Genomic DNA, 25,089 nt, shown 5'->3' with positions numbered 1-25,089 from the left:
GTACATCAGGAAGCGGCGGTAGTCCATGCGACCAAAGCCGGCGGTGAAGGGGGCGAAGGTGCGTACGATGGGGACGAAGCGTGCGAGGATGATGGCCTTGCCGCCATGCTTGACGAAGAAGGCCTCGGTCTTGGCGAGGTAGTCGCGCTTGAACCAGCGCTGGTTGACGATCCAGCCGCCTGCTTTGCGGCCGATCCAGTAGTTCAGGTTGTCACCAATGATGGCGGCGCCCATGAGCAGGGGGATGATGATCTCAATGCGGATGAGCCCCTGGGCGGAGAGGGCGCCCACGGCAAACAGCAGGGAATCGCCCGGTAGAAAGGGCATGACCACGAGGCCGGTCTCGCAGAAGACAATGGCGAAGAGAAGGCCGTAAATCAGCGCACCATGATCCTGCGCGAAGGTTTGCAGGTGTTTGTCGATGTGCAGGACGAAATCGAGAATCTGGGGGATCATGGGCGGCGAATGTCCGGTGTCAGAGCGGGGCGGCAAACGAAAACTCATGGCGATGTTGACATGAACTCACGAAAAAGCCGGGGCGTGATGCCCCGGCTTCGCTGGATTGAATCTGTCGATCCGTGGGGTGGCTTACTTCAACTCTGCCGTGACCACTTTTTTGCCTTCGATTTTGAGGCCATCGACGTTTTTGAATTTTTCCGCCACTTCAGCCGGGCTCAGCCCGGTATCTGCGGATTCCATGAAGCCGGTGAAGACGTCCGCGTTGTCCATGATCTTGTCGAACTGGATGTCCATGTAGCTGATCGTGCCATCGTTGAGATTAGCGGCGTCGGAACTGGAGATGCCATTGGCCCCTTTGACTTCAACCGCCACATGCATGCCGGCGAACATGGGCTTCATCATCGCCATCTGCGATTTCATCATGGCGATTTCTTGTGCGTTCTTCTTCGGCTTGTCAGCGTCGCCGCCTTTCTTTTTATCCGCGTCAGGATTGGTGATGGTGAGGGTGGAGCCGCTCAGCGCGAAGGTCATCGGCTGCGTGGTGGAGGGCTTGCCTTGCTGCTCTGGTTCGAAGGGCGCGTATTTCAGCTTGGTCACATCAGCGACGGCGAAGACCACTTTCACACCGCTTTTGCCATCGGGAGTCTTCACTTCTTCGTGGGATTTGACCGTGACGCCCTCGCCGAGTTTCTTCGCGCGTTCCTCGGCCTTCTCCTTGTCCATGACGAGGCCCTTAAGCTGATCGCCCTGCCCACCCTGCATCATGGCGGCGAGCTGGGCACCCAGGAGAACACTCTCCTCGATGGTGGCTGTACCGTCTTTGCTGACGATCACGGTGGATTTGATTTCAATGCAGGAGGCCAGCACAAAAGCGACCGCCGCGAGGAGGAGGGATGAGATTTTCATGAGGCGGGCAGATTAGGCGTGTGGAATTTTCTTCTACAAGCGCAAAGAGTGTGGCCACGTGACATTTACCATGGCAGAACGGCAAGGATGCTGCTTGCCAAATGGATTACTTTCTGAAACAAGTCAGGTATGGACTCCCATGAAGTGATCAGCAAGGCCGTCGAGCAAACCAGCTTCAAAGAGGTGGCGGCGCAAATGGGCGTCTCCCTCTCGCTGGCCTACAAGTGGTCCCAGCCCGATGAGCAGCAGGGCAGCGGCACCTCCAATCCACTGGACCGCGTGCGCCAGCTGTTTGAAATCACGCAGGACTCGCAGCTCATCCAGTGGCTCTGCCACAAGGCGAACGGGGTCTTCGTGCAGAATCCCACCAGCGGTGGTCCGCGCGGCATGGAACTGATGCCAGCGACGCAGGAAATCGTGCAGCAGTTTGCCGATCTACTGACCGCTGTCAGCAAGGCTGCATCGGACAGCCGCATCAGTTTGGAAGAGGCGGACCACATCCGCAGCGTGTGGGACGAATTGAAACGCTTTACCGAAGGGTTCGTCCGCCATTGCGAGAAGGGTGAGTTTTCCCACCTCGCAGATGAGATCAAAACGCATCGTGGCTTTAAATAAGGTACGCGTTGCAACGCCAATCCGCCGGCGTGGACAGTCAAAGTGAGCCGGGGTTTCTTCCCTGCGCGGCGGATCATTAACCGAGGTGGGAGAGCTGGTTAATAAAAAAACGGTAAAAAAGCACACGCAAACCGAAGGGTTGCCGCGATGGTATAGAAACTGCCCCCCCTTTCCTGTCATGGCCTTGCTCCTTCTTTTGGTCGTCCGGCTCTGCCTCAAGCCCTTTGAGCAACTGAGCGACGATGACTGGATGGCCCTGACCGCCATCTTCTGCATTGCCATCGCGCTGCTCATCAGCCACCGGGTGCATATATTGACCGGTCGCTAAGCCGCAGTGGGAGGCAGGGTGAAAGTGCAAGAAGTGATCGTGCCGGAGAGCACGCTGAGAACTTCTGCACAAAGATCGTGCAAGGCCGCAGAGCAAAAGCCTCACGGCGGTGTAAAATTCGCTGGACCAATAAACATTTGGTATGTTTATTATAATTACACATACTTATTCTATTTATCATTATGAGCGAGAACGAACGCAAGACTCTTGTGCCTGACATCCGTGAAGTCCTTGCCCAGCATGGCCGGTTTCCCGTGGAAAATCTCACGGAGGCTGATGACCTTTACAATGCTGGCCTGACGTCTCTGGCGACGGTGGCGGTGATGCTGGCGCTGGAAGACAAATTCAATGTTGAGTTCCCCGACAATCTGATTGGCCGCCGCACCTTTAAGAGCATTGAATCCATCGCCGAGGCGATCACGAAACTCGCGGCCTAGCCTTCGCTTTGATGTGCTCCGCTGAATAAGATTGCCCGACCTACCCCCCTCCCATCCTGTGAGCACTTTTTGCAGCACCGAAGTCGATTTTGACGAACTTTTGAAGGGGGTGCATGTGCTGGGCAAATCGGTGCTGCGAGTTCATGCGGCGGATGTGGACAAAAAAGCGCGCTTCCCGACGGAGTCGATCAATGCCATGCGCGAGGCGCGCCTGCTGAGCGCGTATGTGCCTGAAGAGTATGGCGGCATGGGTTTGAATATGGTGCAGATCGCGAAGATCTGCGAAACACTGGGCCAGTACTGCGGCTCGTCGGCCATGATTTATGCGATGCATAAGATTCAGGTGGCGTGCGTGGTGCACCATGCCCAGCAGTCCGAATTCTTCTGCGACTACCTGCGACGGCTGGTGGAAGAACAGCGACTCATGGCCTCTGCGACGACGGAGATCGGCACGGGCGGAGACCTGCGCTCCAGCATCTGTGCGGTGGAGGTCACGGGAGACGAGTTCAAACTGAACAAGAAGGCACCCGTCATTTCCTATGGCGAGTATGCAGACGAGATTTTGGTGACCTGCCGCAGTGCGCCGAATGCGCCGGCGAATGAGCAGGTGCAGGTGATGGTGCGCAAAGGAGAATACACGGCTGTGCCGCTTTCGACCTGGGACACGATGGGCTTCCGCGGCACCTGCAGTTCGGGCTTTGAGCTGACCGCCACAGGCAGCGCGGCGCAGATCATTCCGCAGCCGTTCAATGAGATTCTTGGGCAGACGATGCATCCGTACTCGCACATCGTGTGGGGCGCGCTGTGGTCGGGCATCGCGATGGATGCGGTGAACCAAGCGCGTGCCTTTGTGCGTGCCGAAGCGCGCAAGACACCCGGCGAGACACCCATTTCGGCGATTCGCCTGGGTGAGGCCGATCAGGTGCTGCAGGTGATGCGGCACAATGTGGCGGCTCTGGCCCGTGAGTATGACGAACTGCGCAGCCGCGAATGCCCGGAGGTGTTTGAAGAGTTTGGCTTCTCCATCCGCACGAACAATCTGAAGCTGTCCTCCTCGCAGCAGCTCGTGGACATTGTGGGCCGGGCGATGCTGATCTGCGGCATCTCGGGCTATCGCAATGATTCCAAATTCAGCATTGCACGCCATCTGCGTGATGCGTATGGCGCAGCGCTGATGGTCAATAATGACCGTATTTTGAAATTGAACGCCACCATGCTGCTGGTGCACAAGGAAGGCTGATCTATGACGTGTACTTCTACCACAACCCTCCCTCTTACCGAGGCCTATCAGGCGTTTCTTGACCAGGTGACGGAAGCCGGATTGTTCGTGCCGCTCGGCGTGCGCGGCGTGTATGGCTACAACGGGGTGTTTGAAGGCGTGCTGCAAAGCTTTGACCGTTTGATCACACGCCGTGCAGCGCACTTTCAGGCGGACATCCTGCGGTTGCCGGGGGTGCTGAGCCGGGAGCATTATTTGAAGACCAGCCACCTCGAAAACTTTCCGGACCTGATGGGCTCCGTACACAGCTTCATGGGGCGTGAACGTGAACATGTGGGGATGCTGACGAAGCGCGAGAATGGTGAAGAATGGACGCAGGATCTGGCACCGAGCGCGCTGATGCTGTCGCCCGCGTGCTGCTATCCTCTGTATCCGACAGCGACTGGCACGCTAACAAGCGAGGGCAAGACGGTGGATTTGTTCTCGCAAGTGTTCCGGCATGAGCCTTCGATCGATCCGTGCCGCCTGCAGATTTTTCGCCAGCGCGAGTTTGTCCGCATCGGCACAGCCGAGCAGGCGCTGGAGCATCGCAAACAATGGATTGAACTGGGCCGGGATATTTTGGCCGAGGTCGGACTCGGAGTGGAAATTGTGATCGCCAACGACCCTTTCTTTGGACGAGGCGGGCGGGTGATGGCGGCATCGCAGAAGGATCAGGACCTGAAGCATGAGTTTACTTTTGCTGTGGCCTCAGATGAGAAGCCGACGGCCATCGCATCCACCAACTGCCACATGGATTACTTTGGCAAAGCCTTCGACATCAAGCTGCCGAACGGGGAGTCGGCGCATTCGGCCTGCATCGGTTTTGGGATGGAACGCGTCGCACTGGCTATGTTCAAGCAGCATGGATTTGATCCAGACCGCTGGCCCTATGAGGTGAAGAACGCCCTGGGACTATGAGCTGTCCGTTTCCAGCGCTTGATCCGCAAACCTACGTGCGCCATCGTCTGCACACGCAGGAGCGCGAGTGGGCGGAGACGAACTGCTACGTGGATGTGTGGATCGAAGTGCTGCACGCCCGGGGGCTTGAGCCGATAGCGGGGCTGCCCTTCACGCTGGGCATCGATTTCGAAGGCGATCAGTGGACTTTTTTTAAGTACCAACTGGAGGATTTGTATGAGCTTTATGCGCTCGATGTTCAGGAGCTCGCCATCTACCGGCCGCTGACGGCGCACATCGAGGAACAACTGGCGCTTGGGCGGCCGCTGCTCATTGAGCTGGACTCGTTTTATCTGCCAGACACGGCTGGAAGTGCCTATCAGCTTGAGCATGTCAAAACGACGGTCGCCATCGCCGAGCTCGATATGGAGCAGCAGCGGCTGGGCTACTTCCACGCACAAGGCTACTACCATCTGACGGGGGATGATTTTGCGCATGTGTTTCATTTGCGCGGCGAAAAGCATCCTGCGATTCTGCCGCCTTACTGCGAGATTGTGAAGAATGCAGGCGCGTCTCCGCTGCAAGGCGAGGCGTTGCTGAATGCGTCGTTGGGTTTGCTGCGGCGTCAGTTGCGGCGCCTGCCTGAAGTGAATCCGTTCGTGAAGTTCCGCGTCCGCTTTGAGGCCGACATGCAGTGGCTCAGCAATGAACCGATTGCCACGTTTCATCAGTATTCGTTTGCCACGCTGCGGCAGTTTGGCTCCTGCTATGAGCTTGCTGGGACCTACTTGAAATGGCTGCAAAGCCAAGGCGTGGGCGGGCTGGATGGCGCTAGCGAGTCGGTGTTCCGGCTGTCCACGGGTGCGAAGACGTTGCAGTTTCAGTTAGCCCGTGCGATGGCACGGAAGAGGGCGATTGATTTCACGCCTGTCGATCAAATGGCGGAGCACTGGGCCCTGGCGATGCAGCAACTGAAGGACCTATTTACCGCGTAAAAAACCATGACGGACCCCGTTCACTTTGAGCCGTGGACATGCTGTGCGCAGGCTCCCGGAGCCAGTACTGAACCGGGGGTGGTGCAGGGAGACTGGTTTGCCGCCGAGGTGCCGGGGACTGTGGCTTCGGCGTTGCGTGCGCGCGGTCAGTGGAATCATCAAAATCCGCCCGATGTCGATGCGCAGGATTGGTGGTATCGCACCAGCTTTGCTGCGGCAGCGCGAACCGTTGATGAGGCCTGCGTCTTGTGCTTTGACGGGCTGGCATCGCTTGCGGATGTGTGGCTCAACGGCGAACTTATTTTAAGCTCAGATAACATGTTTCGCAGTTATCGCGTGGATGTTACGCAGGCTTTGAAGGATGAGAATGAGCTGGTGATCCGCTTTCGTTCGCTGACGGCGGACCTGAAGAAGAAACGTTCGCGTCCGCGCTGGAAAACTAATCTCGTGAACAATCAGCAACTGCGCTGGCAGCGCACGAGCCTGCTGGGACGCATTCCCGGCTGGTCGCCGCCGGTGCCTGCGGTGGGGCCGTGGCGTGGGGTGAGACTGGAGCGTGGTCCGGTGGTGCTGACGGACATCCAAAAGACGGCGGTGCTCGCGGGAGACGAAGGTGTTGTCAGTTTCGGTGCGCGGGTGGCGACGTCGTTGAAGATCGTTTCGGCGCGGCTGCACATCGGCGGGCATTCCTCGGACCTTGAGTGTGAGGAGGGTATTCTGCGCGGTGAGCTGTGCATCCAGCGTGCTGAACTGTGGTGGCCGCACACGCATGGCGCGCCGACGTTGTACCCTGGCAAGGTGATCATTGAGACGAGTGCCGAAGCGCATGAGTTTCCGCTGGAGCCAACGGGCTTCCGTCGCATCGAGGTCTGCAACGATCCTGGGTTTGCGATTCATGTGAACGGAGAGCGTGTTTACTGCCGTGGTGCGTGCTGGACGACGAACGATATTTTTACGCTAGGAGGAGGGGTGGATTCGCTGCGCCATGATCTTACGCTGGCGCGTGATGCGGGTATGAACATGCTGCGCATTGGCGGCACGATGACCTATGAGAGTGATGCGTTCTACCGCCTCTGCGATGAACTGGGCATCCTCGTCTGGCAGGACTTCATGTTTGCCAACATGGACTATCCGGTAGAGGACGCGGCTTTTGCTGAAAACATCACGATTGAAGCGACGCAGCAACTGGACCGATTGGCGCAGCATCCATGTGTGGCGGTTTACTGTGGCAACAGTGAGATCGAACAGCAGGCGGCGATGCTGGGCATGGCGCGTGAGCTTTGGCGTAACGGCTGGTTTGGAGAGAGGCTTCCAGCGTTGTGTCGCAAGCACCATCCTGGCACGGTGTATGTGCCGTCTTCCCCGAGCGGTGGTGTGCTGCCTTTTCACACGCGGACGGGGGTGACGCATTACTACGGCATCGGTGCGTATCAGCGCTCCCTGTGTGAGTTGCGGCAGGCGGATGTGAAATTCACCAGCGAGTGTCTGGGCTTTGCAAACATCCCGGAGACGGAGACGATTGACGAGATCATGGGTGGACTGATGCCGGTGATGCACCACCCGCGCTGGAAGCAGCGCGTACCGCGTGACACGGGTGCGGGATGGGATTTTGAGGATGTGCGAGATCACTACTTGCGGGAGCTTTTCAATGTTGATCCGGTGGCGTTGCGCTCGTTCGACATGCCGCGTTATCTGGAGCTGAGCCGCGTGGCATCGGGCGAGATGATGGCGCGAACGTTTGCGGAATGGCGCAGCGGTCACAGTCGCAACGCCGGTGCGCTGGTGTGGTTTTACAAGGATCTATGGCCGGCAGCGGGCTGGGGCATCGTGGACAGCACGGGCACTCCGAAAGCGGCTTACTATCAGCTCAAGCGCGCGTGGCAGACGCGGCAACTGTGCATCACTGATGAAGGTCTCGATGGCTTGCATCTGCATCTCAGCAACGAAATGACCGAGGCGGTGGAGGGCTTTGTTGAGGTGCAGTTGCTGCGTGAGCCGAATGTGGTCGTTGCTCGCCATGAGATTGCGTTGAAGGTGGCCGGGCGCTCGCTGGAGATGCGCAGTGTTGATGAAATTCTGGGGTCGTTTTTTGATGTGAACTATGCGTATCGATTCGGTCCGCAGTCGCATCAGGTGGTGATCGCGACTTGGTTCAGCGCGGAGCGTGAGGTCATCAGTGAGTCGTTTCATCTGAACCGTGCACGTGATCCGGTGGGACTGCCATTGGCAGTGGAGATGCTGGGGGCCAAGGCGGAAGCCCTGGGTGAAGGGGGCTATCAGCTCACGCTCAAGAGCGACCGGTTTCTGCAGAGTGTGAGATTGTCGGCCAAGGGGTTCCTGCCTGACGACAACTACTTTCATCTTGCTCCGGACCGGGTCAAAGCGGTCTTCTTTGCGCCGCGCGCAGGTGGGAGCGGAGCGTTTGAAGCTTATGTTGAGGCCTTGAACGTGTCGGGCGAAATTTCGGTGGAGCCTAGCCGTGCATCCCACGAAACCCATCATGATACCTGAGCTGCCATCGCACGCGCCTGAAGGCGCTTCGTGTGTTGATGGGGCGGAGCGGCGCGCGTTTTACTTTGAGAGCGGAGGACGGGCGTTGTTTGCGTGGCTGCACCGACCCGCAGGCGCTGTGGCTGAGCATGGAGTGTTGATCTGTCCGCCAATCGGGCACGAGCAGGTTCATTCGCATCGCGCGCTGCGACATCTCGCGGACAGATTGGCGAGGCAGGGGTTTACGGTCGTTCGACTCGACTATCATGGCACCGGCGACTCGGACGGTGCGGAAGACGATTTGCAGCGTCTGGCCACCTGGCAGGTGAATGTGAGCGATGCGGTGGAATGGCTGCGCAGCGAGGCGGGCTGTCGGAAGGTCAGCCTTGTGGGCCTGCGCCTGGGGGCGACGCTCGCGGCGCTCTACGCGGAGCAGCATGAGGTGGAGAGTCTGGTGCTGTGGTCGCCCATAGTGAAAGGCCGGCGCTACGTTCGCGAACTCACCGCCTTGAGCCAGACGGCGCAGCTGGTTGCAGGCAGTGATTCAGCGGGCATCGAAGCCATGGGCTTTGTCTATGCGCATGAGACTGCCGGGGAACTTGCGAAAATGGATCTGCTGTCGCGATCGGTGCAGTGCCAGCAGGTGCTGATCGCCTCCCATGCGAATGCGGCGGGTGACTTGTCGTTGGAGGAGCATTTGTTGAAGCAGGGCGTGGTGACAGAGCTGATGGCGCTGCCCGGCTACGAGGGAATGATGGCCGAACCGCATGAGACGGAGGTGCCACATGAGGCTCTGCGGGGCATTGTGGACTGGATGACGGCCAAAGCACAGCCTGCGGTCACAGCCAGGGGCAGTGCGCCTGCTCCGGGTGCAACGTCGATGCTGACCTGTGGCGCTAACGCGGTGCGCGAAAGCATTCATCAGATCAGCAGCACGCCCGATTTGTTTGGCATCATGACGGAACCGGTGGAGCCTTCGACGACGCTGCCGTGGATCGTCATGGTCAATGCCGGGGCGGCTTACCGGATTGGTCCGGGGCGAATCCATGTTGCACTGGCGCGGCAGCTTGCGGCGCTCGGTTATCCCTGCCTGCGGCTGGACATCAACGGCATCGGCGACAGCGTGGTCGCTGATCCCGACAAAGAAAACGACACCTACGCGGCGACCGCCTTCCGCGACGTGGAACTGGTGTGCGATTACCTGCATGCGCAGCAGCCCAGCCGCCGCATCGTGCTGCTAGGCCTCTGCTCCGGAGCGTACGTGGCCTTTCAGGCTGCGGCGCAGCTGCCCCATCCTGCCATCATTGAGAGCATCCTTATCAATCCGCTTGTCTTTTTCTGGAAGGAGGGAATGACGATCAATAACACGAGCATCGACCAGCTCGTGGCCTGGCGTGAGTATTGGAATGCCATCTTCAAATGGAGACGCTGGAAGATGCTGCTCACAGGCAGGACGCGCACGGGATTTGCCGGCTCGGTGAAACGTTTCATGGGTCATCTGACGCCGCGTTTCCAGAGGTTTGGCAGGTCAGCGGAAGCGGGTACGAAGCCTGAATTGCAGAGCGGCTGCGGGCATCCTGCGCACAAAGATTTGCCGGGAGATTTGAGCCGTGTCGCCGCTGCTGGGCGGACGCTGGCCATGTTTGTTTCCGACAACGATCCGGGGTATTTCCTGCTGATGTACCAGGCGCGGCGCAAGGCCACGCAGATGATGAAGCAGGGCGGGCTGCAGTGCCACTTCATCCACCAAGCGGATCACACCTTCTCCACTGCTCAGGCACGTGAAACCTTTTATCATTCCCTCACGGGCCACCTGCATCAACGCTTTGGCTCCGAGGTGATTGATGAGCGGGCGCTGGATGATGACTTCGCGCTTCTGGTGCCGGCGCTGAGGGAGTGACCGAAGAGGCCGCAAAACCTGTGGAAAGGTTGACCTCTTGCTGCCCATCCTTCATTTCAAAGGTGGAACGCGGAAAATTTTCCCGCTGTATGGGCATTGCGACAGCTGACCTGTGCTGAAATCGCGCACATCGATAAGGCGGCCGTCGGGATCGTACGGACTCTTCACTACGCCGCGCTTTCCGGGAGCCCAAGTAGCAAAGGGAATGTCCGCTGGATTCAGCTCGTGCGTTGGCACAGCTCCCATGGGGGGCGAGACAGACTGGGTTGTCGAAACCGTGGGCGTGGGCGTCACCGCAGTGCCTGGCTCCGCGAGCTCGATAGCTGCGGGCTGGACTCCCGCTACGGGCGGGACGTAGCGTTTCATGGCGAGATTCCAATAAGCGTCCCGCCCGGCATCGGGATTGGGTGGCGTTTCGCCCACGACGGGAGACGTGGCGGCTGGCGTAGCCGGTGTTAGGGCACCAGGAGCTGGGGTTGCTGCCGCTGAAGCAGTCGCCCCTTTGGACGAGGCTACTTTCGAACCCGCGCAGGAAGTCAGGGCGAGGACGGTCAGGAGAACAATGGGATGGAACAGGCGGATCACGGGAAGGAGTGAAGAGTGAGGAAGCGTCGTCCTCGGATTAACCGGGCCAGTCCCGGCGTCTATCCCAAGGACAGAGACTCACTAAAAAGCCCTGTAAACCGGAGGTCTACAGGGCTTTAAAATTGGTTGCGGGAGTAGGATTTGAACCTACGACCTTCAGGTTATGAGCCTGACGAGCTACCGGGCTGCTCCATCCCGCGATTTGATGAGGGAGTAGAGTCGGCTGTCTCAGGGGATTGGCAACCTGTATTTCCAATACTTCACATCTTGAGCTGAAACATCGCCTGCGGCTTCTCGTTTGCTGCATCCCGCATGAAACACACTGCTACAGCCCTCCTCCTTGCTCTCGTGAGTTTTCCAGCCCTGGCTGCCGACTCCAAACCTGCCGCTTCTGCGGCTGACAAACCTTCGCCCATTGGTTACTCGGACACGCCGGTCATTCCTGGCACGAAATGGAAGGTGCATGACATCGACCGGCCACGTCCGGAGGTGGTGGCCCCTGGGGAAAAGGTGGGAGAGCCGCCCGCAGATGCCATCGTGATTTTCGGCGGCAGCAACTCTGACGCGCTGCAGGCGAAGGAAAAGGACGCGAAGGGCAAGGAGACGGGGAAGATCATTCCTTGTCCCTGGACCATCGACAGCGGAGTGATGATGATCTCCGGTGGTGACTGCTGGACGAAGGAGGAGTTTGGCAGCTGCCAGGTTCATCTGGAATGGATGAGCGAGCCCAATACGAAGGGCAATTCGCAGAAAAAGGGCAATGCCGGGGTGTTTTTCATGGACCGCTACGAGTCCCAGATGCTGGACACCGATAACAACCCAACGTATGCCGACGGCATGACGGGCGGGGTTTACGGGCAGACGCCGCCGCTGGTGAATGCCGTGCGCCCTGCGGGCCAATGGCAGGTGTATGACATCGTCTTCACCGCACCCAAGCTGGAAGGTGGCAAGGTGGTGGAGCCGGCCTACATCACGACCTTTGTGAATGGCATCTGTGTGCAAAACCACACGAAGATCATGGGACCGACGAAGCACAAGAACATCACGGACTACAGCGGCGAGTTCCCCGAAAAGGCACCGATCCGCATTCAGGACCATAAAAACGACCCGCCAGTACGCATTCGGAACATCTGGATCAGGCCGCTCTGAGGCTGAACCAGACCCATGTCACACTCGTCAAGGCCGGAGGTCGCCCCTCCGGCCTTGCTGTTTTTAGGCGGCAGAAGTCAAAAGTAAGGAAAGCGTAAGAATGATACAGTATTTATGATAATTTCATTGAAGTTAATAAATCACCCCGTTAAAGTGTGAATGGCTCGCATAAATATATAATTTTCATAACCACCGATCCCACTATCTGCTCGCAACTGGGAGAATAAGCTTTCACTTACACTTTGATTATGCCGCTCGCTTTTTACTCGCGCTCTATCAAAGCCGCCGCCCTTATTGGAAGTGGACTGGCGTCGTTTTCGCGTACGCGGCGTTCCGCCGAGGCCACGATTTTAACGTTTCACGGACTGAGCAAAGATACTGCGGATCGAGGCGTTCTCGACTGGTCCCTGCACCTGCGGGTGGATGCCTTCCGGAATATTTGCTCCATGCTGGCCAAGGAGTACCACGTGATTTCGCTGGCAGATCTCGTCGAAGCACGGAGCCAGGGATCCGGGCTGCCTGACAACTCCGTCGTCATCACTTTCGATGACGGGTATGCGTCCAATTACGAACTGGCCTACCCCATTTTGCGGGAGTTCGGCCTGCACGCCACCATCTTTGTCACCACTGGTTTTCTTGATGAGGAGGAGATGTTTTGGTTTCAGCGGGCTGATCTCGCGCTCGGTCGAACGCAGAAGGATCTGCTGGACTGGAAGATCAATGGGAAAAAACTGCGCCTTTATCTCGGGACGTATGAACTGCGTCAGCAGTCGCTGATGAAGCTGCTGCCTGAACTCAAGGAGCTGCCGGACACCGATTTGCTGAGCGAGATGAACCGTCTAGAGGAGGCGCTGGAGGTGAGTGAGCCCGACTTTAACGACCTACCCAAAGCCATGCGGCCGATGACCTGGGAGATGGCGTGTGAAATGTCCCTCAGCGGCCATGTGGACATCGGCGGCCACACGCACACGCACCCCATTCTGGCACGATGCGATGTCCAGGCGATGCGTGCGGAAATCGCCACCTGCCGCGATCGCATTCATGCTGAGATCGGTGAACTGCCCTTTGCATTCGCGTATCCAAACGGCGGGGCGGATGATTATACCCGCGAAACACTCATGCTTGTGCGTGAAGCGGGGTTCAAAGCCGCATGCACGACGGTCAGCGGCCGCGTCCATGACACCGTCTCCATGCACCAACTGCCACGCTATGGGTCCCCTGAGTCCGTGTGGGAGGCCAAAGCCACGGTGTCGGGTGCGTTTGAAACACTCAAAGACTGGCGGCAGAGCTGCCGGAAAGCGATGTCGATGATATGAAGACGATCAGGCTTGCCACGAGTACCACGCTGCCGCTGCCCATCCAGCAGCCGCTGCGTGCCTTCGTGGAGGCACGCCCCATGCCGGCTCCTGCGCGTGATCAACGCCCGGTGGTGCTGCACTTTGCTTACAGCATCGGGGGTGGTGGGGCGGAGGCGATGCTGATGAACCTGGCAGAATCGCTCGATCCGGCGAAATTCCGTACCGTCGTCGTAGCCATCAATGCCAAGCCGTGGACGGATCAGCTGAAACGGTTGCACGAGGCAGGGGTGGATGTACACGATCTCGAAAGCACCACCTACCTCAATACGCGCACGCTCGCGAGACTGCATGCCGTGCTGCGTGCGGAGCGCCCCGACATCGTCCAGACGTGGACGCATCACGCTGATCTTGTGGGCGGCTGGGCTGCGCAGGTAGCGGGAGTGCCCAATATCGTCTGGAGCATTCACTGCCGCGAAATCCATCGCAATCCCGGCGACAGCGACAGCAAGATGGCGCTCTTCCGCCGTGCGCTGGCCTACAGCTCGCGCTTCATTCCGAAGCGCATCATTTCCTGTTCGGCAACCGCCATTGAAGACCACGCCGCCATCGGCTACCCTCGTGCCAAAATGCGCTGGATTCCCAATGGCATCAACGTCGAGAGGTTTGTGCCTGACACGGATGTCGGACTCGACACGCGAGCTGAAATGAAACTGCCGCCCACTGCTCCGGTGATTGGTTACATCGGGCGTTTTCATGAGATGAAGGATCTGGCGACCTTTCTACGCGCAGCGGCTTTGCTGCAGGCCCGGGTGCCTGAGGCACACTTCGTCTTTTGCGGCGGGGTCGAGATCGAATTGGGTGACGTGGAACGTGAGCTTCTGGCGCAACTGCCGCAGCGTCAGCAGGTGAGGTTTGACTCGTTCCGTGCCGATCCCTGGCGTTTGTATCCAGCGCTGAGTGTGTTCTCACTTTCCTCACGTACCGAAGCCTGCCCGATGACCCTGATTGAGGCGATGTCCTGCGGTGTGCCGTGTGTCACCACGGATGTGGGTGATTGCGGCCGTCTGCTTGAGGGTATCGGTCAAGTCGTGCCCATGCGCGATCCGGCGGCACTGGCTGCTGCGTGGGAGAAGGCGCTGCAATTCGGTGCTACAGCGCGTGAAGAAATCGCCCGGCAGTCGCGCGAGCGGGTGCTGGAGAAGTTTACCATCGCCCATGCGGCATGGCAGTATGCGGAAACCTACGCCGAACTGCTGGAGGTGAAGGCATGAAAGCGCTTCTGCTGCTCCTAGTACTGACCACCCATGCGGCTGCGCAGCCGGTGAAGGTGGCGTTTTGCGATGGCATGACGCGCATTGCCCGAGGTGGTGCAGCGCCGACAGCAGCCACGCATACCCTGCACGCAGCGCGTGGTGAATGGGAGCCGCTGCAGATCGTCGTCACCGCCACGCCGGAACAGCTTAAAACCATCCAGGTGCTGGCCACCGGGATCGGCAAGAATGATTCGGACGCCCTGCTGCCAGCCCCGAAGGTGTTGCGTGAGCACTACGTACGCGTCTCCAAGTCCACGCCGATGGCACCGCTGCCACCGGGCGATTATGCAGATGCGCTGGTGCCGCTCGACATGCCTGCACAGGAACTCAGCGGCACGGAGGTGGTGAATCAGCCGTATTGGGTGGATGTCTTTGTGCCCTACACGGCTGCACCGGGAGCCTATAGCGGCGAAGTGAGGTTCCAGTTTGCTGATGGCACGAAAGCCATCGCCAGCTACGCGCTCAACGTGTGGGATTTTGATCTCCCCGTGGTGCCGAAGCTGCGCACCTCGATCATGACCACGGTGCGTCACGTCGCTCAGGTGCATGGGCTTGAGTACCATGACAATGCGCCGTCACTGGCGCACGCGGGTTTGCTCAACGCGTATTACGACCTGCTCGCCGAGCATCGGCTCAGCGTGGATCAAATTTACGGCAGCTATCCCGACGCCGGCACTGGTAAACTGGATGAGGCCAAGGTCGAGCGGGCGCTGAGAAAGCATCTGCTGCACCGCCATTGCAACAGCATCGGTCTGCCGATCTGGCCACAGTGGCCGTTCAAAGATCCGCTGGGCGAGGACCGCGCTGCGGCGATGAGCTATGTGGCGCAATGGATGAAGCTGCTGGCCAAAATCCACTGCGAGTCACGCGGCTACGTCATCATGGGAGATCTGGATGAGCCGAACGACGCGGCGGCCTATGCCACCGTGCGCAGGTGGGGTGAGTTCTTCAACGAGGTGGAAAAAAAGCATGGCGTGCGTGTGCCGCTGCATGTCACCGAGCAGCCGACACCGGACAAGGCGGCGTGGGGTTCGCTGAACGGTGCGGTGGACATCTGGGTGCCGCATTTCAGTGAGGTATGGAAGGACATGGAGTGGGCCGGTGGCAAGCACGACATCGCCCTGCGTCGGCAGGCCGGCGATGAAGTCTGGGCCTATGCGGCCCTGGTGCAGATGCCCGTTGCCTGGGAACAGCAGCATGGCAGGCCCAAGCAACTCGCCAGCAGCTATCCGCCCGTATGGGCGCTGGATTATCCGCCCATGGCGCATCGCATCGTCGGCTGGCTGTTTCCGAAGCATGGCATCACCGGCTTTGATTATTGGGACACGATCTTTGCCGCTGAAGGCGTCGATGTCTGGGAGGATGCGGCCACCTTTAAAACGCCCGATGGCGCGACTTACAATGGCGATGGCTCCTATATTTATCCTGCCACGGAGAAACGTCAGGGCCGCGATGCTCCGGTGGCGTCCATGCGTCTGAAATGGCTGCGTGAGACGGTGGAGGACTACGATTATTTGATGCTCGCGCGTCAACTGGGACTCGAAGATGAGGCACGGCGTATCACCGCCAAATTTGCGCGTGGCTTTGGTGACTGGGATGACAATTCCGACGCGTTGCAGGAAGCCCGCAAGCTGCTGGGTGCGCTGATTGAATCCGCGCAGCATCGCAAACAAGCCGCCGCATCGCAGGGAGGGGGCGCACGGTGAGCACAGCCCTGCTTAGCACCGCACCGCGAAGTGATGAGACGAATGCCGTCTCGGCGTCTCCGCGAGGGGTTCTCTCGCTCGACATCGTGCGCGAAGTGGATGGATTCCATGCGCTGCAACCGTTCTGGGACGCATTGGTGGAGCAAATGGCGACGCGTTCGCCATTCATGCGCTGGGACTGGGCGAGTCTGTGGTGGGAAGAGTGCCGCAACGAGGCGCGACTGGTCATTGCCGTGCTGCGAGATGCCGAAGGCGTGCCGCAGGCCATCGCGCCGCTCATGCTCGCCTCTGAGGCGGATCCTGTGCGCAAGCATCTCGTGACCCTGACCTTTCTGGCTGGATTTGGGGAGGCGCATGGCGAGCGGCTGGATCTCATCGTGCCCGCGGGTCAGGAGGATGAACTGACGCCTCAGCTCTGCCGTGTGTTCAAGCTGCTGCAGCGTGAATGCGACAATGTCCGGCTCAATCATCTGCCCGAAGAGTCTCCCAACAGGCCCCATGTCCTCGCGGCACTGGAAGAGGCGTTCAGCCATGCCGGAGTGCTGAACCGCAACATTTGCCGGTTTATCAACCTGCCTGCGGCGTGGGAAGACTACGAGGTGCGTCACGGATCCAAATGGCGTAATTCGATGCGCCGCAGTTGGAAGGCGTTTGCGGCAGAGCATGCAGGCATCGCCACGCAAGGCGGTGAGCGCACGAACATAGCCGAAACGATGAAGGAGTTCCGAGTGTTGCATGCCATGCAGTGGGCGGAGGGAGTCAGCAGCTTCACCACGGAAGCCTCCTGGCGTTTTCACCAGCGACTGGCGGCGCGCTGGCTGCCGCAGCAGCGTGCATGGATGCCCATGCTCGAAGCCGACGGCAAAATGGTCGCCGCACTGTACGGCTTCGTGGAGCGAGAGCAGTTTTTTCACTTTCAGTCAGGCTGGGAGCGGTCCCTGGCGAAGCTTTCTCCTGGAAAGCTGGTCATTCGCTGGACCGTTGACTGTTGCATTCAGCGCGGCCTGCGGGTGATGGACATGCTGCCCAGCGACTACGAATACAAACGCCAGTGGTGTGACGGTGTACGCTGGCTGCTCGATCTCGAAGCTTTCAATCGGGCAAGCTGGCGCGCTACTGCCTTCCGTGCTCTGCGCACGCTGCGCCGCTGGCTGTCAGGGCAGACATCTGCTAAGGTGACTGCTTCCGACGAACTGCGGGAGGAAGCTGAACCCAGTCTCCGCCCAGCCGCTTAATTAATTCATTCATATGGCCATTTCCTACAGCATTCAGCCCACGAACGCCGCCCCCCAGGACGGCTTTGGGGCGATGCTTGCCCTCGCGCCAGCGCGTGGTCTGGTGCCCGTGGCTCCGTCCATGACGATGCCGGCGCATCCGGGCATGTCGCCGGTGTTTGATCCGCGCGCCTTCCTACCGCCGATTAATCCGCAGGATTTTGAGGTGCAGTCGCTCATCAGTCTGACCGATGTCATCGGCTACATTCGCAAGCGCTGGCTGCGGGGGGCGGTGCTGGGCCTCATGCTCGCGGCGCTCACGTTTTACTACCTCGGCATGGGGGTGAAGATCTACGAGGCGGAGTCGCAGCTGCTGCTGCGCATTCAAGATGCTAATCCGTTCAACTTTGACGCCATGTCCACGCGTGGAGTCACGGAACTGAGCGCGGTCCAGCTGATCAACAACCACCGTTCGGAGCTGCTGTCCGGGCGCTTCCTGGGTCATTTTTACGAGCAGTTTCCGGCGCAGGAGCGCGACGCGTTGCTGGATCGTGAGGCGCACTCACTGGGACGCAAGGATGAGCTGATGAAGCTGCTGGGTCTCTACAAACCGGGCAAGCTCGGCGACCCCCGCGAACGGTTTATCGACCTGATGATTGCCAATGTGAGGGTGGAGCCGGTCAAGGAGTCGCATTTGCTGCGGGTGCAAATTCGAGACAAGGATCCGAAACTCGCCGCTGAACTGGCCAATCGTTTTGTCGAGGAGTACACCCACTATGTGGCGGAACAGGAAGGCAAGCTCAGCGCCGACACCTCCACCTTCCTCGAAGCAAAATCGGAGGAGCTGTTGAAGCATCTGCGTGAATCGGAGCAGAAACTCGCGGAGTATCGCAAGCAAGAGGGGCTCATGGAGGATTCGGAGTCCAAGGACGTCTCCAGTGAGAAAGTGCGCCAGCTCAACGCGGCAATCACGGAGGCCGATTTAAAGCTCACCCGGGCCAAAAGCGATCTCAATGATCTTGCCGCTGCACAAAAGTCCGGACGTGATCTCACAGAACTCCGGATCTTCGCAGACAACGCGGATGTGAACTTCATCCGGAAGCAGCTTGATGCAAAGATCGCCGAACGTGCGCCGCTGGAAGCCACCTGCGGACGCAAACACCCGCGCATGATTGCTCTGGCGAATGAAATCGAAGCGCAGCGGGCTGCGCTGGACCGTGCGGTCAGCTCAGTTGTGGGGATGATTCAGGCCGAGGTGGAGTCTCAGGAGCGGCAGATCGCCGACTACCGTCGTCAGCTGGGTGATGCGCGGGGTGTGGCGCTGGACATCAACGGCAAAACCGTGCAGCAGAGCCTGTTGCGCGACCAGGTGCGCATGGACCGAGATCTGTATGAAAAAATCGAGATGCGCCGCAGTCAGGCAGCACTCACCGGGCAGTTCCGTGACAGTGGGCTGCTACGTGTGGCGGATATGGCGATGGTGCCGGAAAAGCCCGTGAAACCGAGCAAGCCCATCGCTGCGGTGGCCGCCGTCATGCTGTTTGGCCTTACTTTTCTTGGACTGCCGGTGAGCTGGGGCATCTTTGACGATCATGTGCGGAAGCTTTTCAGGCCCAAGGCCGAAAAGCCTGTGGAGAGGACTCCGACACAGCAACCGGCGTATGGCTACGCTTATCCTGCCCAGCCAGCCCCGGCTGTTTCTCCCTTCACCATCGCCGCACCTGCAGCGCCGTCCTTGTCCTTACCGGAACGCCCGCCGCCGGTGATGATGAATCGTCAGCCGCCGATGCAGTCAATGCCGCAGATGCAGCCGCAATCACGCCCTCTGCCGGTGATCAAGCCAGCCAATGGTGAAACGACCATTCTGGCCCGTCTGCCGTATGTGAGGGGCTCCACTCCGGAGGCCATGCTGTCAGAACTGCTGAAGCCGGAACCCGTCGGTGCTTCCAGTGCTCTGCATCAGCTCACCAGCGCGCTCGAAATACAGGCCATGAACCGCAGCAGCACAGCAGGGGTGATTCTCATCACCAGTGCAGGCACGGGAGAAGGCAAAACGCTGGTGTCCGCCGCGCTGGCAGCCGCCTTCTGCCACCTGGGCCGCCGTGTGTTCATGATGGAGTGCAATCCGTCTTCGCCCACGCTGCACCAGTGGTTCCCCCGTGCCATGCAGGGATATGGTGCGTATGCGCATGACCTGGAAACGCTGCGCTACGGTCACAGCAATCTCTTCCTGCTGCCCGGTTGCGACCTGCCTGCACACGCCACGAATGAACTGCTCGACGGCTACCGCAGCTGGATCGAGCGTGCGAAAACGGAAGTGGACTGGATCATTCTTGATGCCTCACCGCTGCTGAAGAGCTTTGCCAATGTCGCCCCGCTGGCACCGCTCGCGACGGATGTACTCATCGTCAACAACCCCGCTCAAACCACGCCCGCCCAGTTGCGCGCCGGTCTGGCGCTGCTGCAGCCGATGATGTCATCGACTGCGCTGCGTGGGATGGTGGTGAACGGCGGGTAGAGGTCTGACAGTTCAATGTGCGCCTGCGGCGCTGTGTTCTTGAAGGAGGCCCGAGCAGTTCTCGCACGACGAGAACTTCTCTTCGGCGCTGAGGGATACGTTTCTGGGCATCATGAAAGAGAACGCCAAAAAGGTGGACAGCCAGGTGGCCTAGTGGCGAGGGGGCCGTCAAGGTGCGTGCTGCTGCTGCAAAGCGTCAATCAGCGCAGCGGGATCGCTCACACTGAGCATGACGGTGTAACCCTCCGTCGTCGGAATACGTGCCACTCGGGTGTTGTCCGTGACAAACAGCAGCGCTTTCTCGCCATTGCGGAGTTTGAACCATCCGGAGGCGTAACCCGGCAGAGCTGTGCCCATCGTGCGCCATTTCGGCCGATGATCCTTGTCGGTGTTGAGGTTGGTGACGACCGCTTCGTCGAGTTTAAGCGACTTGAGCGGGATCAATCGGCCGTAGAGATCGCCTTGGAGTCGCAAGCCTTCGTTTGAGACCGTGAAACGCACATGCTGCATGGACCACGCCAGCCAAGCCATCAGCAACAGGACACTGACGAGGATGAGGCTGATGATGGCAAAAAACCACAGCGATTTACCCGCTGCGGGAATCATGGGGAAGACGGTGGTGGCGTTCATAATGACGAAATCTGAATGAGGAATGACGAAGGGATTACCGGGCGGAAATGGTGTCTTTTTCGGCGAGGGCCTTGATGTGCGTGAGCACGCGCAGGTGGATTTGGGAGACGGTGTGGCGGGTGACGGGCTCCCAATACCATTGCGGCCAGAGATCATGAATGAACCAACTGGTGCCCTCGATCCGTGTGCGGCCGTCCGGAAGCGGAACGAGCACGAAACGGCCGTAGCGGGCCTCGAAGTAACCTTCGAGGTGCGGCGCGTGCACCTCACCAAACGGATTCGTTTCCACCATGGAGGGTGGTGTGTGCTGCACTTCAAATTCAAGCCGTTTGCCGGGTTCCCAGGCGGTTACGACCTCCGGCATCGTGCCGGTGGAGACAATGCAGCGTCGTTTGGCACCGATACCGCTGCCGTCGATCTCGGAAGCGATGGGATAGGCCAAGCCGCTCGCCAGCCAGCCCGACGGAGGCTGTTCAATAGGCGGGAACGACGGAATGAAGCGCCACACGACTTCAGGCGGCGCATTGACCTCGATTGTCGTGGTCTGCTCAACCATCGGTGGTGTAGGCCGATGCGAGGCTTCCCAGTTCATCGCCAGTGGCAGGCAGAGGATGGCGATGCAGTGGAGCTTGTTCCGATGCGCAAGACTTCGAAACAAGGTGTCCAGGGCCCAATAGATCAAAACGCCCAATAGAGTGACCGTTGCGACCAGCGCTGCGGCCATCAAGATACAGACAAAGCCTTCGATCTTGCAGAAGACCAGCCAAAGGGCCGCCAACACAAGAACATAGACGATGAGGCTCAAGGCATCCGCCCATTTCCAAACACGTCCGCGACGATAAAGGAGGGCCAGCAGGATGCCCATGCTGAACGGAACACCGATGAACAACGAGTAGCCGTAGTGGCGAAATCCATTGGTCGCAGACACCACCGCCATCGCGGCCAATGTCGAGGTGATAAAGCAGATCACGCCAAAGCCGAGCGGCTTGGGTGGCAGAGGGTCAGGAGCGGGCACCATAAAAAATGTCTCTAACTGGAGACCAATTAGAGACATTTTAGAGGGGTGGGCAATGTCACAAACTCGGAAAGCGGACGTGAGCAGAGGAACGAGTTTGGAAACTCGTTCTACGGCTTACGCGTTCGCTCGCAGGATCTGCGCGAGCACATACGGCAGGATGCCGCCGGCGCGGTAGTAGTCGATTTCGACCGGGGTGTCGATGCGGACGATGACGGGGACGTCGAAGCTGCTGCCGTCGGCCTGGTGGACGCGGAGGGTGGCTTCGCTCATGGGCTTGAAGTCGTTGCTGAGGCCCAGGAGGTCAAAGGTGGCATCGCTGAGGTCCTTGACCTTGTCGTAGTCGGCCTTGTCCTTGAAGTTGCAGGGGAGAACGCCCATGCCGACGAGGTTGCTGCGGTGAATACGCTCGAAGGACTTGGTGATGACGGCTTTGACACCGAGCAGACGTGTTCCCTTGGCGGCCCAGTCGCGGCTGGAGCCCATGCCGTAGTCTTCACCACCGAGGATGATGCTTGGCGTGCCAGCGGCTTTGTAGGCCTCTGCAGCGTCATAGATGCTCATCTCCGTGCCAGCAGGCTGGAGGAGGGTGTCGCCACCTTCCTTGCCACCGAGCATGAGGTTCTTGATGCGGACGTTGGCGAAAGTGCCACGGGTCATGACGAGATCATTGCCACGGCGGCTGCCGAAGCTGTTGAAATCGGCCTGAGTGACGCCGTGCTCAAGGAGGAAACGGCCGGCAGGGCTGGCCTTCTTGATCGCACCCGCAGGGCTGATGTGGTCCGTGGTGACGCTGTCGCCGAAGATGCCGAGGGGGCGTGCGCCTTTGATCTCGGTGATATCTCCGGGGGTCATGCTGAAATCAGCGAAGAAGGGAGGATGCTGGATGTAGGTGGACTTGCCGTCCCATTCGAAGACTTCGCCGATGCCGCCCTGGATCTCGTTCCACTTCGGATTCTGCGAAGCGAAATCGGTGTAGAGCTTGCGGAAAACATCCGGGGAAAGCGCAGACGCCATGGCATCGCGCACTTCTTTGAGCGTGGGCCAGATGTCCTTCAGATACACGCCGCTGCCAGCGACGAGCTCGTCTTTGCTCAGATCGATATCGACCGTGCCAGCGATGGCGTAGGCGACCACGAGCGGAGGGCTCATGAGGAAGTTTGCCTTGATGCTCTGATGCACGCGAGCTTCGAAGTTGCGATTGCCGGAGAGCACGCTGGCAGCCACGATGTCCTGGCCTTTGACGACGTCTTCGATGCCAGCATCGAGGGGGCCGGAATTGCCGATGCAGGTGGTGCAGCCGTAGCCGACGGTCTGGAAGCCGAGCTTGTCGAGTTCAGGCTGGAGGCCGGTCTTGGTGAGATAATCGGTTACGACGCGTGATCCTGGCCCGAGGCTGGTTTTGACCGAAGGCCGCACGGTGAGGCCCAAGGCGTTCGCTTTTTTGGCGAGGAGACCAGCGGCGAGCATGACGCTCGGATTGCTGGTGTTTGTGCAGCTGGTGATGGCGGCGATGAGCACGCTGCCGTCGGTGATGGTGTCTTTGATGCCGTCTTTGGAATCGACGGTGACTTCGAAGGTGGTCTTTTCAGAAATCACATCCACACCTGCTGCTGCTCCCGTGACATCAATGCCGTCCGCTTTGGAGGCGCCGAGGTGCTCGACGACCTGCGAGATCGAAGTTTTGCCAAAGCCACCCGCTTTCACATCCGCAGCGAGAAGTTCGTTGAATTTCGACTTCAAAGCAGGCACTTCGATGCGGTCCTGCGGGCGTTTTGGGCCGGAAACGCAGGGGACGACGGTGCTGAGGTCCATCTCCATCTCGGTGGTGAATTCGATGCTGCCTTTCTCCGTGGGGATTCCCCACATGCCTTGAGCCTTGTAGTAATTGGTGACGGTGGTGCAGAGTTCCTCCGTGCGGCCGGTGCCACGCAGGTAGGCGATGGTTTCTTCATCCACGCCGAAGAAGCCCATCGTGGCGCCATACTCAGGAGCCATGTTGGCGATGGTCGCACGGTCTGTGACAGGCAGGCTGACAGCGCCTGGGCCGTAGAATTCGACGAATTTGCCGACGACGCCGAGCTTGCGCAGCTTCTGCGTGACTTCGAGCACGAGATCGGTGGCGGTCACGCCTTCTTTAAGCGCGCCTTTGAGATACACACCGACGACTTCTGGGACAAGGAAGGTGACCGGCTGGCCGAGCATGCCAGCTTCAGCTTCAATACCGCCTACGCCCCAGCCAACGACGCCGAGGCCGTTGATCATGGTGGTGTGCGAATCGGTGCCGACGAGGGAATCGGGATAATAGACGCCGTCTTTTTCGAGCACGCCCTTGGCGAGGTATTCGAGGTTCACCTGATGCACGATGCCGATGCCGGGAGGTACGACTTTGAAAGTGTCGAAGGCTTGCTCACCCCATTTAAGGAACTGATAGCGCTCCTTATTGCGTTCAAATTCGAGTTCGAGGTTCTGATTCAACGCGGCCTGCGTGCCAGCGAAGTCCACCTGTACACTGTGATCGACGACGAGATCGACGGGCACGAGGGGCTCGACCATTTTCGGATTCCTGCCAAGTTCCTTCACCTTCGAGCGCATGGCGGCCAGATCGACAAGGAGAGGCACGCCGGTGAAGTCCTGCAGGACGATACGGGCGACGGTGAAGGGGATCTCATATTCACCCGGGCTCTTCGCGTTCCAGTTTGCGAGGTTTTTGACATCCGCCTCGGTGACCTTCTTGCCATCCAGATTGCGCAGCAGGGACTCCAAAACAATGCGGATGGACACGGGCAGACGTGAGACATTGCCAACACCGGCTTTTTCGAGGGCAGGTAGAGAGTAAAATTTGCCGGGAGCGCCGGAGCCAGTGGTGAAGGTGAGTGGTGTGTTCATTGGAATGGGGTAGCCGCCAACGAAATAGCAAGAGTCGCAGCAATGACAGCCTTTTTTTGCCCCTCTCATACACTGGAGAGGCCCGTGGGGCGCAAAACGGCTCAAAGTGGAGCATATTGCCAAGCGCTCTATAAGAGAGGAGACAAAGGGGCGGAGGGCATGGCTGCGGCACACGCATCTATATAGTTGAGGGCAATATCAGGCTGAGAAGAGGCGGGTTTGAGGCTCAGACGAGAGAAGAGGCAAGAGGACAGGCCCATTTGGGTCCGCATCGGATGCGAAAACGCACCTCCATCGGGTCCAATCATGCCTCAAACCGGTTCGGAAAGGCGACAAAGCGCATTGGGTACGCAAAAACTTCATCATTTTGGATCAATCGGCTAAAAACGGGCGATCAGGCACCCAAAACGAGGTTTTTTTAGTGCTCGAAAAGGGCGTGCGTACGCAGACAAAACGTCGTTTTTGGAGCGCGCTGGTGAAGACG

Annotated in this window: 20 protein-coding genes and 1 tRNA gene; 14 read left to right on the top strand and 7 right to left on the bottom strand. The window is 59.1% G+C overall.

Going from position 1 to position 25,089, the window contains the following annotated elements; genetic code table 11:
* Both PSV43_RS18030 and PSV43_RS18025 read right to left on the bottom strand, forming a co-directional pair.
* The coding region (locus PSV43_RS18030; protein WP_300200547.1) for a VTT domain-containing protein at window positions 1-456 on the bottom strand (456 nt) is incomplete at its 3' end.
* A 132-nt stretch (window positions 457-588) separates the two neighbouring features.
* The gene (locus PSV43_RS18025) at window positions 589-1,365 is read right to left on the bottom strand and encodes a hypothetical protein (RefSeq protein WP_300200544.1); all 777 of its coding nucleotides are present in this window, start codon (window positions 1,363-1,365) and stop codon (window positions 589-591) included.
* A 129-nt stretch (window positions 1,366-1,494) separates the two neighbouring features.
* Here PSV43_RS18025 and PSV43_RS18020 point away from each other — a divergent pair, with 129 nt between their 5' ends.
* From PSV43_RS18020 to PSV43_RS17985, 8 genes are all read left to right on the top strand, one after another.
* Window positions 1,495-1,980, top strand: coding sequence for a phage regulatory CII family protein (locus PSV43_RS18020; protein ID WP_300200541.1), 486 nt, complete (start codon window positions 1,495-1,497; stop codon window positions 1,978-1,980).
* Window positions 1,981-2,158: 178 nt separating this feature from the next.
* Complete coding sequence (locus PSV43_RS18015; RefSeq protein ID WP_300200538.1) at window positions 2,159-2,308, top strand: hypothetical protein; 150 nt, start codon at window positions 2,159-2,161, stop codon at window positions 2,306-2,308.
* 182 nt (window positions 2,309-2,490) lie between these two features.
* Window positions 2,491-2,745 (top strand): acyl carrier protein, encoded by a 255-nt coding sequence (locus tag PSV43_RS18010; RefSeq protein WP_300200535.1) that lies wholly within the window; start codon window positions 2,491-2,493, stop codon window positions 2,743-2,745.
* A 58-nt stretch (window positions 2,746-2,803) separates the two neighbouring features.
* Window positions 2,804-3,985 (top strand): acyl-CoA dehydrogenase family protein, encoded by a 1,182-nt coding sequence (locus PSV43_RS18005; RefSeq protein WP_300200532.1) that lies wholly within the window; start codon window positions 2,804-2,806, stop codon window positions 3,983-3,985.
* Between the two features lie 3 nt (window positions 3,986-3,988).
* Window positions 3,989-4,924, top strand: coding sequence for an amino acid--[acyl-carrier-protein] ligase (locus tag PSV43_RS18000; RefSeq protein WP_300200529.1), 936 nt, complete (start codon window positions 3,989-3,991; stop codon window positions 4,922-4,924).
* Entirely contained in the window at window positions 4,921-5,898 is a 978-nt protein-coding gene (locus tag PSV43_RS17995) for a DUF1839 family protein (protein WP_300200526.1), read from the top strand. Before PSV43_RS18000 ends, PSV43_RS17995 begins: the two co-directional genes overlap by 4 nt.
* A gap of 6 nt (window positions 5,899-5,904) precedes the next feature.
* Window positions 5,905-8,409 (top strand): glycoside hydrolase family 2 protein, encoded by a 2,505-nt coding sequence (locus PSV43_RS17990; protein WP_300200524.1) that lies wholly within the window; start codon window positions 5,905-5,907, stop codon window positions 8,407-8,409.
* Entirely contained in the window at window positions 8,399-10,288 is a 1,890-nt protein-coding gene (locus tag PSV43_RS17985; protein ID WP_300200521.1) for an alpha/beta fold hydrolase, read from the top strand. Before PSV43_RS17990 ends, PSV43_RS17985 begins: the two co-directional genes overlap by 11 nt.
* Before the next feature lie 51 nt (window positions 10,289-10,339).
* On the opposite strand, the gene PSV43_RS17980 is transcribed toward PSV43_RS17985, so the two are convergent.
* Together PSV43_RS17980 and PSV43_RS17975 are read right to left on the bottom strand one after the other, a co-directional pair.
* Window positions 10,340-10,873, bottom strand: a complete 534-nt coding sequence (locus PSV43_RS17980; RefSeq protein WP_300200519.1) for a hypothetical protein — start codon at window positions 10,871-10,873, stop codon at window positions 10,340-10,342.
* Window positions 10,874-10,996: 123 nt separating this feature from the next.
* A tRNA-Met gene (locus PSV43_RS17975) sits at window positions 10,997-11,073 on the bottom strand.
* Window positions 11,074-11,185: 112 nt separating this feature from the next.
* On the opposite strand from PSV43_RS17975, the gene PSV43_RS17970 reads away from it, so the two are divergent.
* The 6 genes from PSV43_RS17970 (at window position 11,186) to PSV43_RS17945 (ending at window position 20,071) form a co-directional block, all read left to right on the top strand.
* Window positions 11,186-12,022 (top strand): DUF1080 domain-containing protein, encoded by an 837-nt coding sequence (locus PSV43_RS17970; protein WP_300200516.1) that lies wholly within the window; start codon window positions 11,186-11,188, stop codon window positions 12,020-12,022.
* A 248-nt stretch (window positions 12,023-12,270) separates the two neighbouring features.
* Window positions 12,271-13,338: a polysaccharide deacetylase family protein gene (locus tag PSV43_RS17965; RefSeq protein WP_300200513.1), complete on the top strand. Its 1,068-nt coding sequence runs from the start codon at window positions 12,271-12,273 to the stop codon at window positions 13,336-13,338.
* Window positions 13,335-14,591 (top strand): glycosyltransferase, encoded by a 1,257-nt coding sequence (locus PSV43_RS17960; protein WP_300200511.1) that lies wholly within the window; start codon window positions 13,335-13,337, stop codon window positions 14,589-14,591. Before PSV43_RS17965 ends, PSV43_RS17960 begins: the two co-directional genes overlap by 4 nt.
* Entirely contained in the window at window positions 14,588-16,339 is a 1,752-nt protein-coding gene (locus PSV43_RS17955; RefSeq protein ID WP_300200508.1) for a DUF4091 domain-containing protein, read from the top strand. Before PSV43_RS17960 ends, PSV43_RS17955 begins: the two co-directional genes overlap by 4 nt.
* Window positions 16,336-17,574: a GNAT family N-acetyltransferase gene (locus PSV43_RS17950; protein WP_300200505.1), complete on the top strand. Its 1,239-nt coding sequence runs from the start codon at window positions 16,336-16,338 to the stop codon at window positions 17,572-17,574. Before PSV43_RS17955 ends, PSV43_RS17950 begins: the two co-directional genes overlap by 4 nt.
* A 13-nt stretch (window positions 17,575-17,587) precedes the next feature.
* Window positions 17,588-20,071: a hypothetical protein gene (locus PSV43_RS17945; RefSeq protein ID WP_300200503.1), complete on the top strand. Its 2,484-nt coding sequence runs from the start codon at window positions 17,588-17,590 to the stop codon at window positions 20,069-20,071.
* A gap of 168 nt (window positions 20,072-20,239) precedes the next feature.
* Here PSV43_RS17945 and PSV43_RS17940 read toward each other — a convergent pair whose 3' ends face one another.
* The 3 genes from PSV43_RS17940 to acnA form a co-directional block, all read right to left on the bottom strand.
* Window positions 20,240-20,701: a PH domain-containing protein gene (locus tag PSV43_RS17940; protein WP_300200500.1), complete on the bottom strand. Its 462-nt coding sequence runs from the start codon at window positions 20,699-20,701 to the stop codon at window positions 20,240-20,242.
* Window positions 20,702-20,735: 34 nt separating this feature from the next.
* Window positions 20,736-21,719 carry an SRPBCC family protein gene (locus PSV43_RS17935; RefSeq protein WP_300200497.1) on the bottom strand — a complete coding sequence of 328 codons (984 nt, stop codon included), beginning with the start codon at window positions 21,717-21,719 and terminating at the stop codon, window positions 20,736-20,738.
* Between the two features lie 114 nt (window positions 21,720-21,833).
* On the bottom strand, window positions 21,834-24,605 hold the full coding sequence (gene acnA / locus PSV43_RS17930; protein ID WP_300200494.1) for an aconitate hydratase AcnA: 2,772 nt from the start codon (window positions 24,603-24,605) through the stop codon (window positions 21,834-21,836).
* Window positions 24,606-25,089: the final 484 nt, after the last annotated feature.

The organism is Prosthecobacter sp. (genome assembly GCF_029946185.1).
In the GTDB taxonomy this organism is placed as follows: Bacteria; Verrucomicrobiota; Verrucomicrobiia; order Verrucomicrobiales; family Verrucomicrobiaceae; genus Prosthecobacter.
This window is presented reverse-complemented; position numbering and strand designations above follow the sequence as displayed.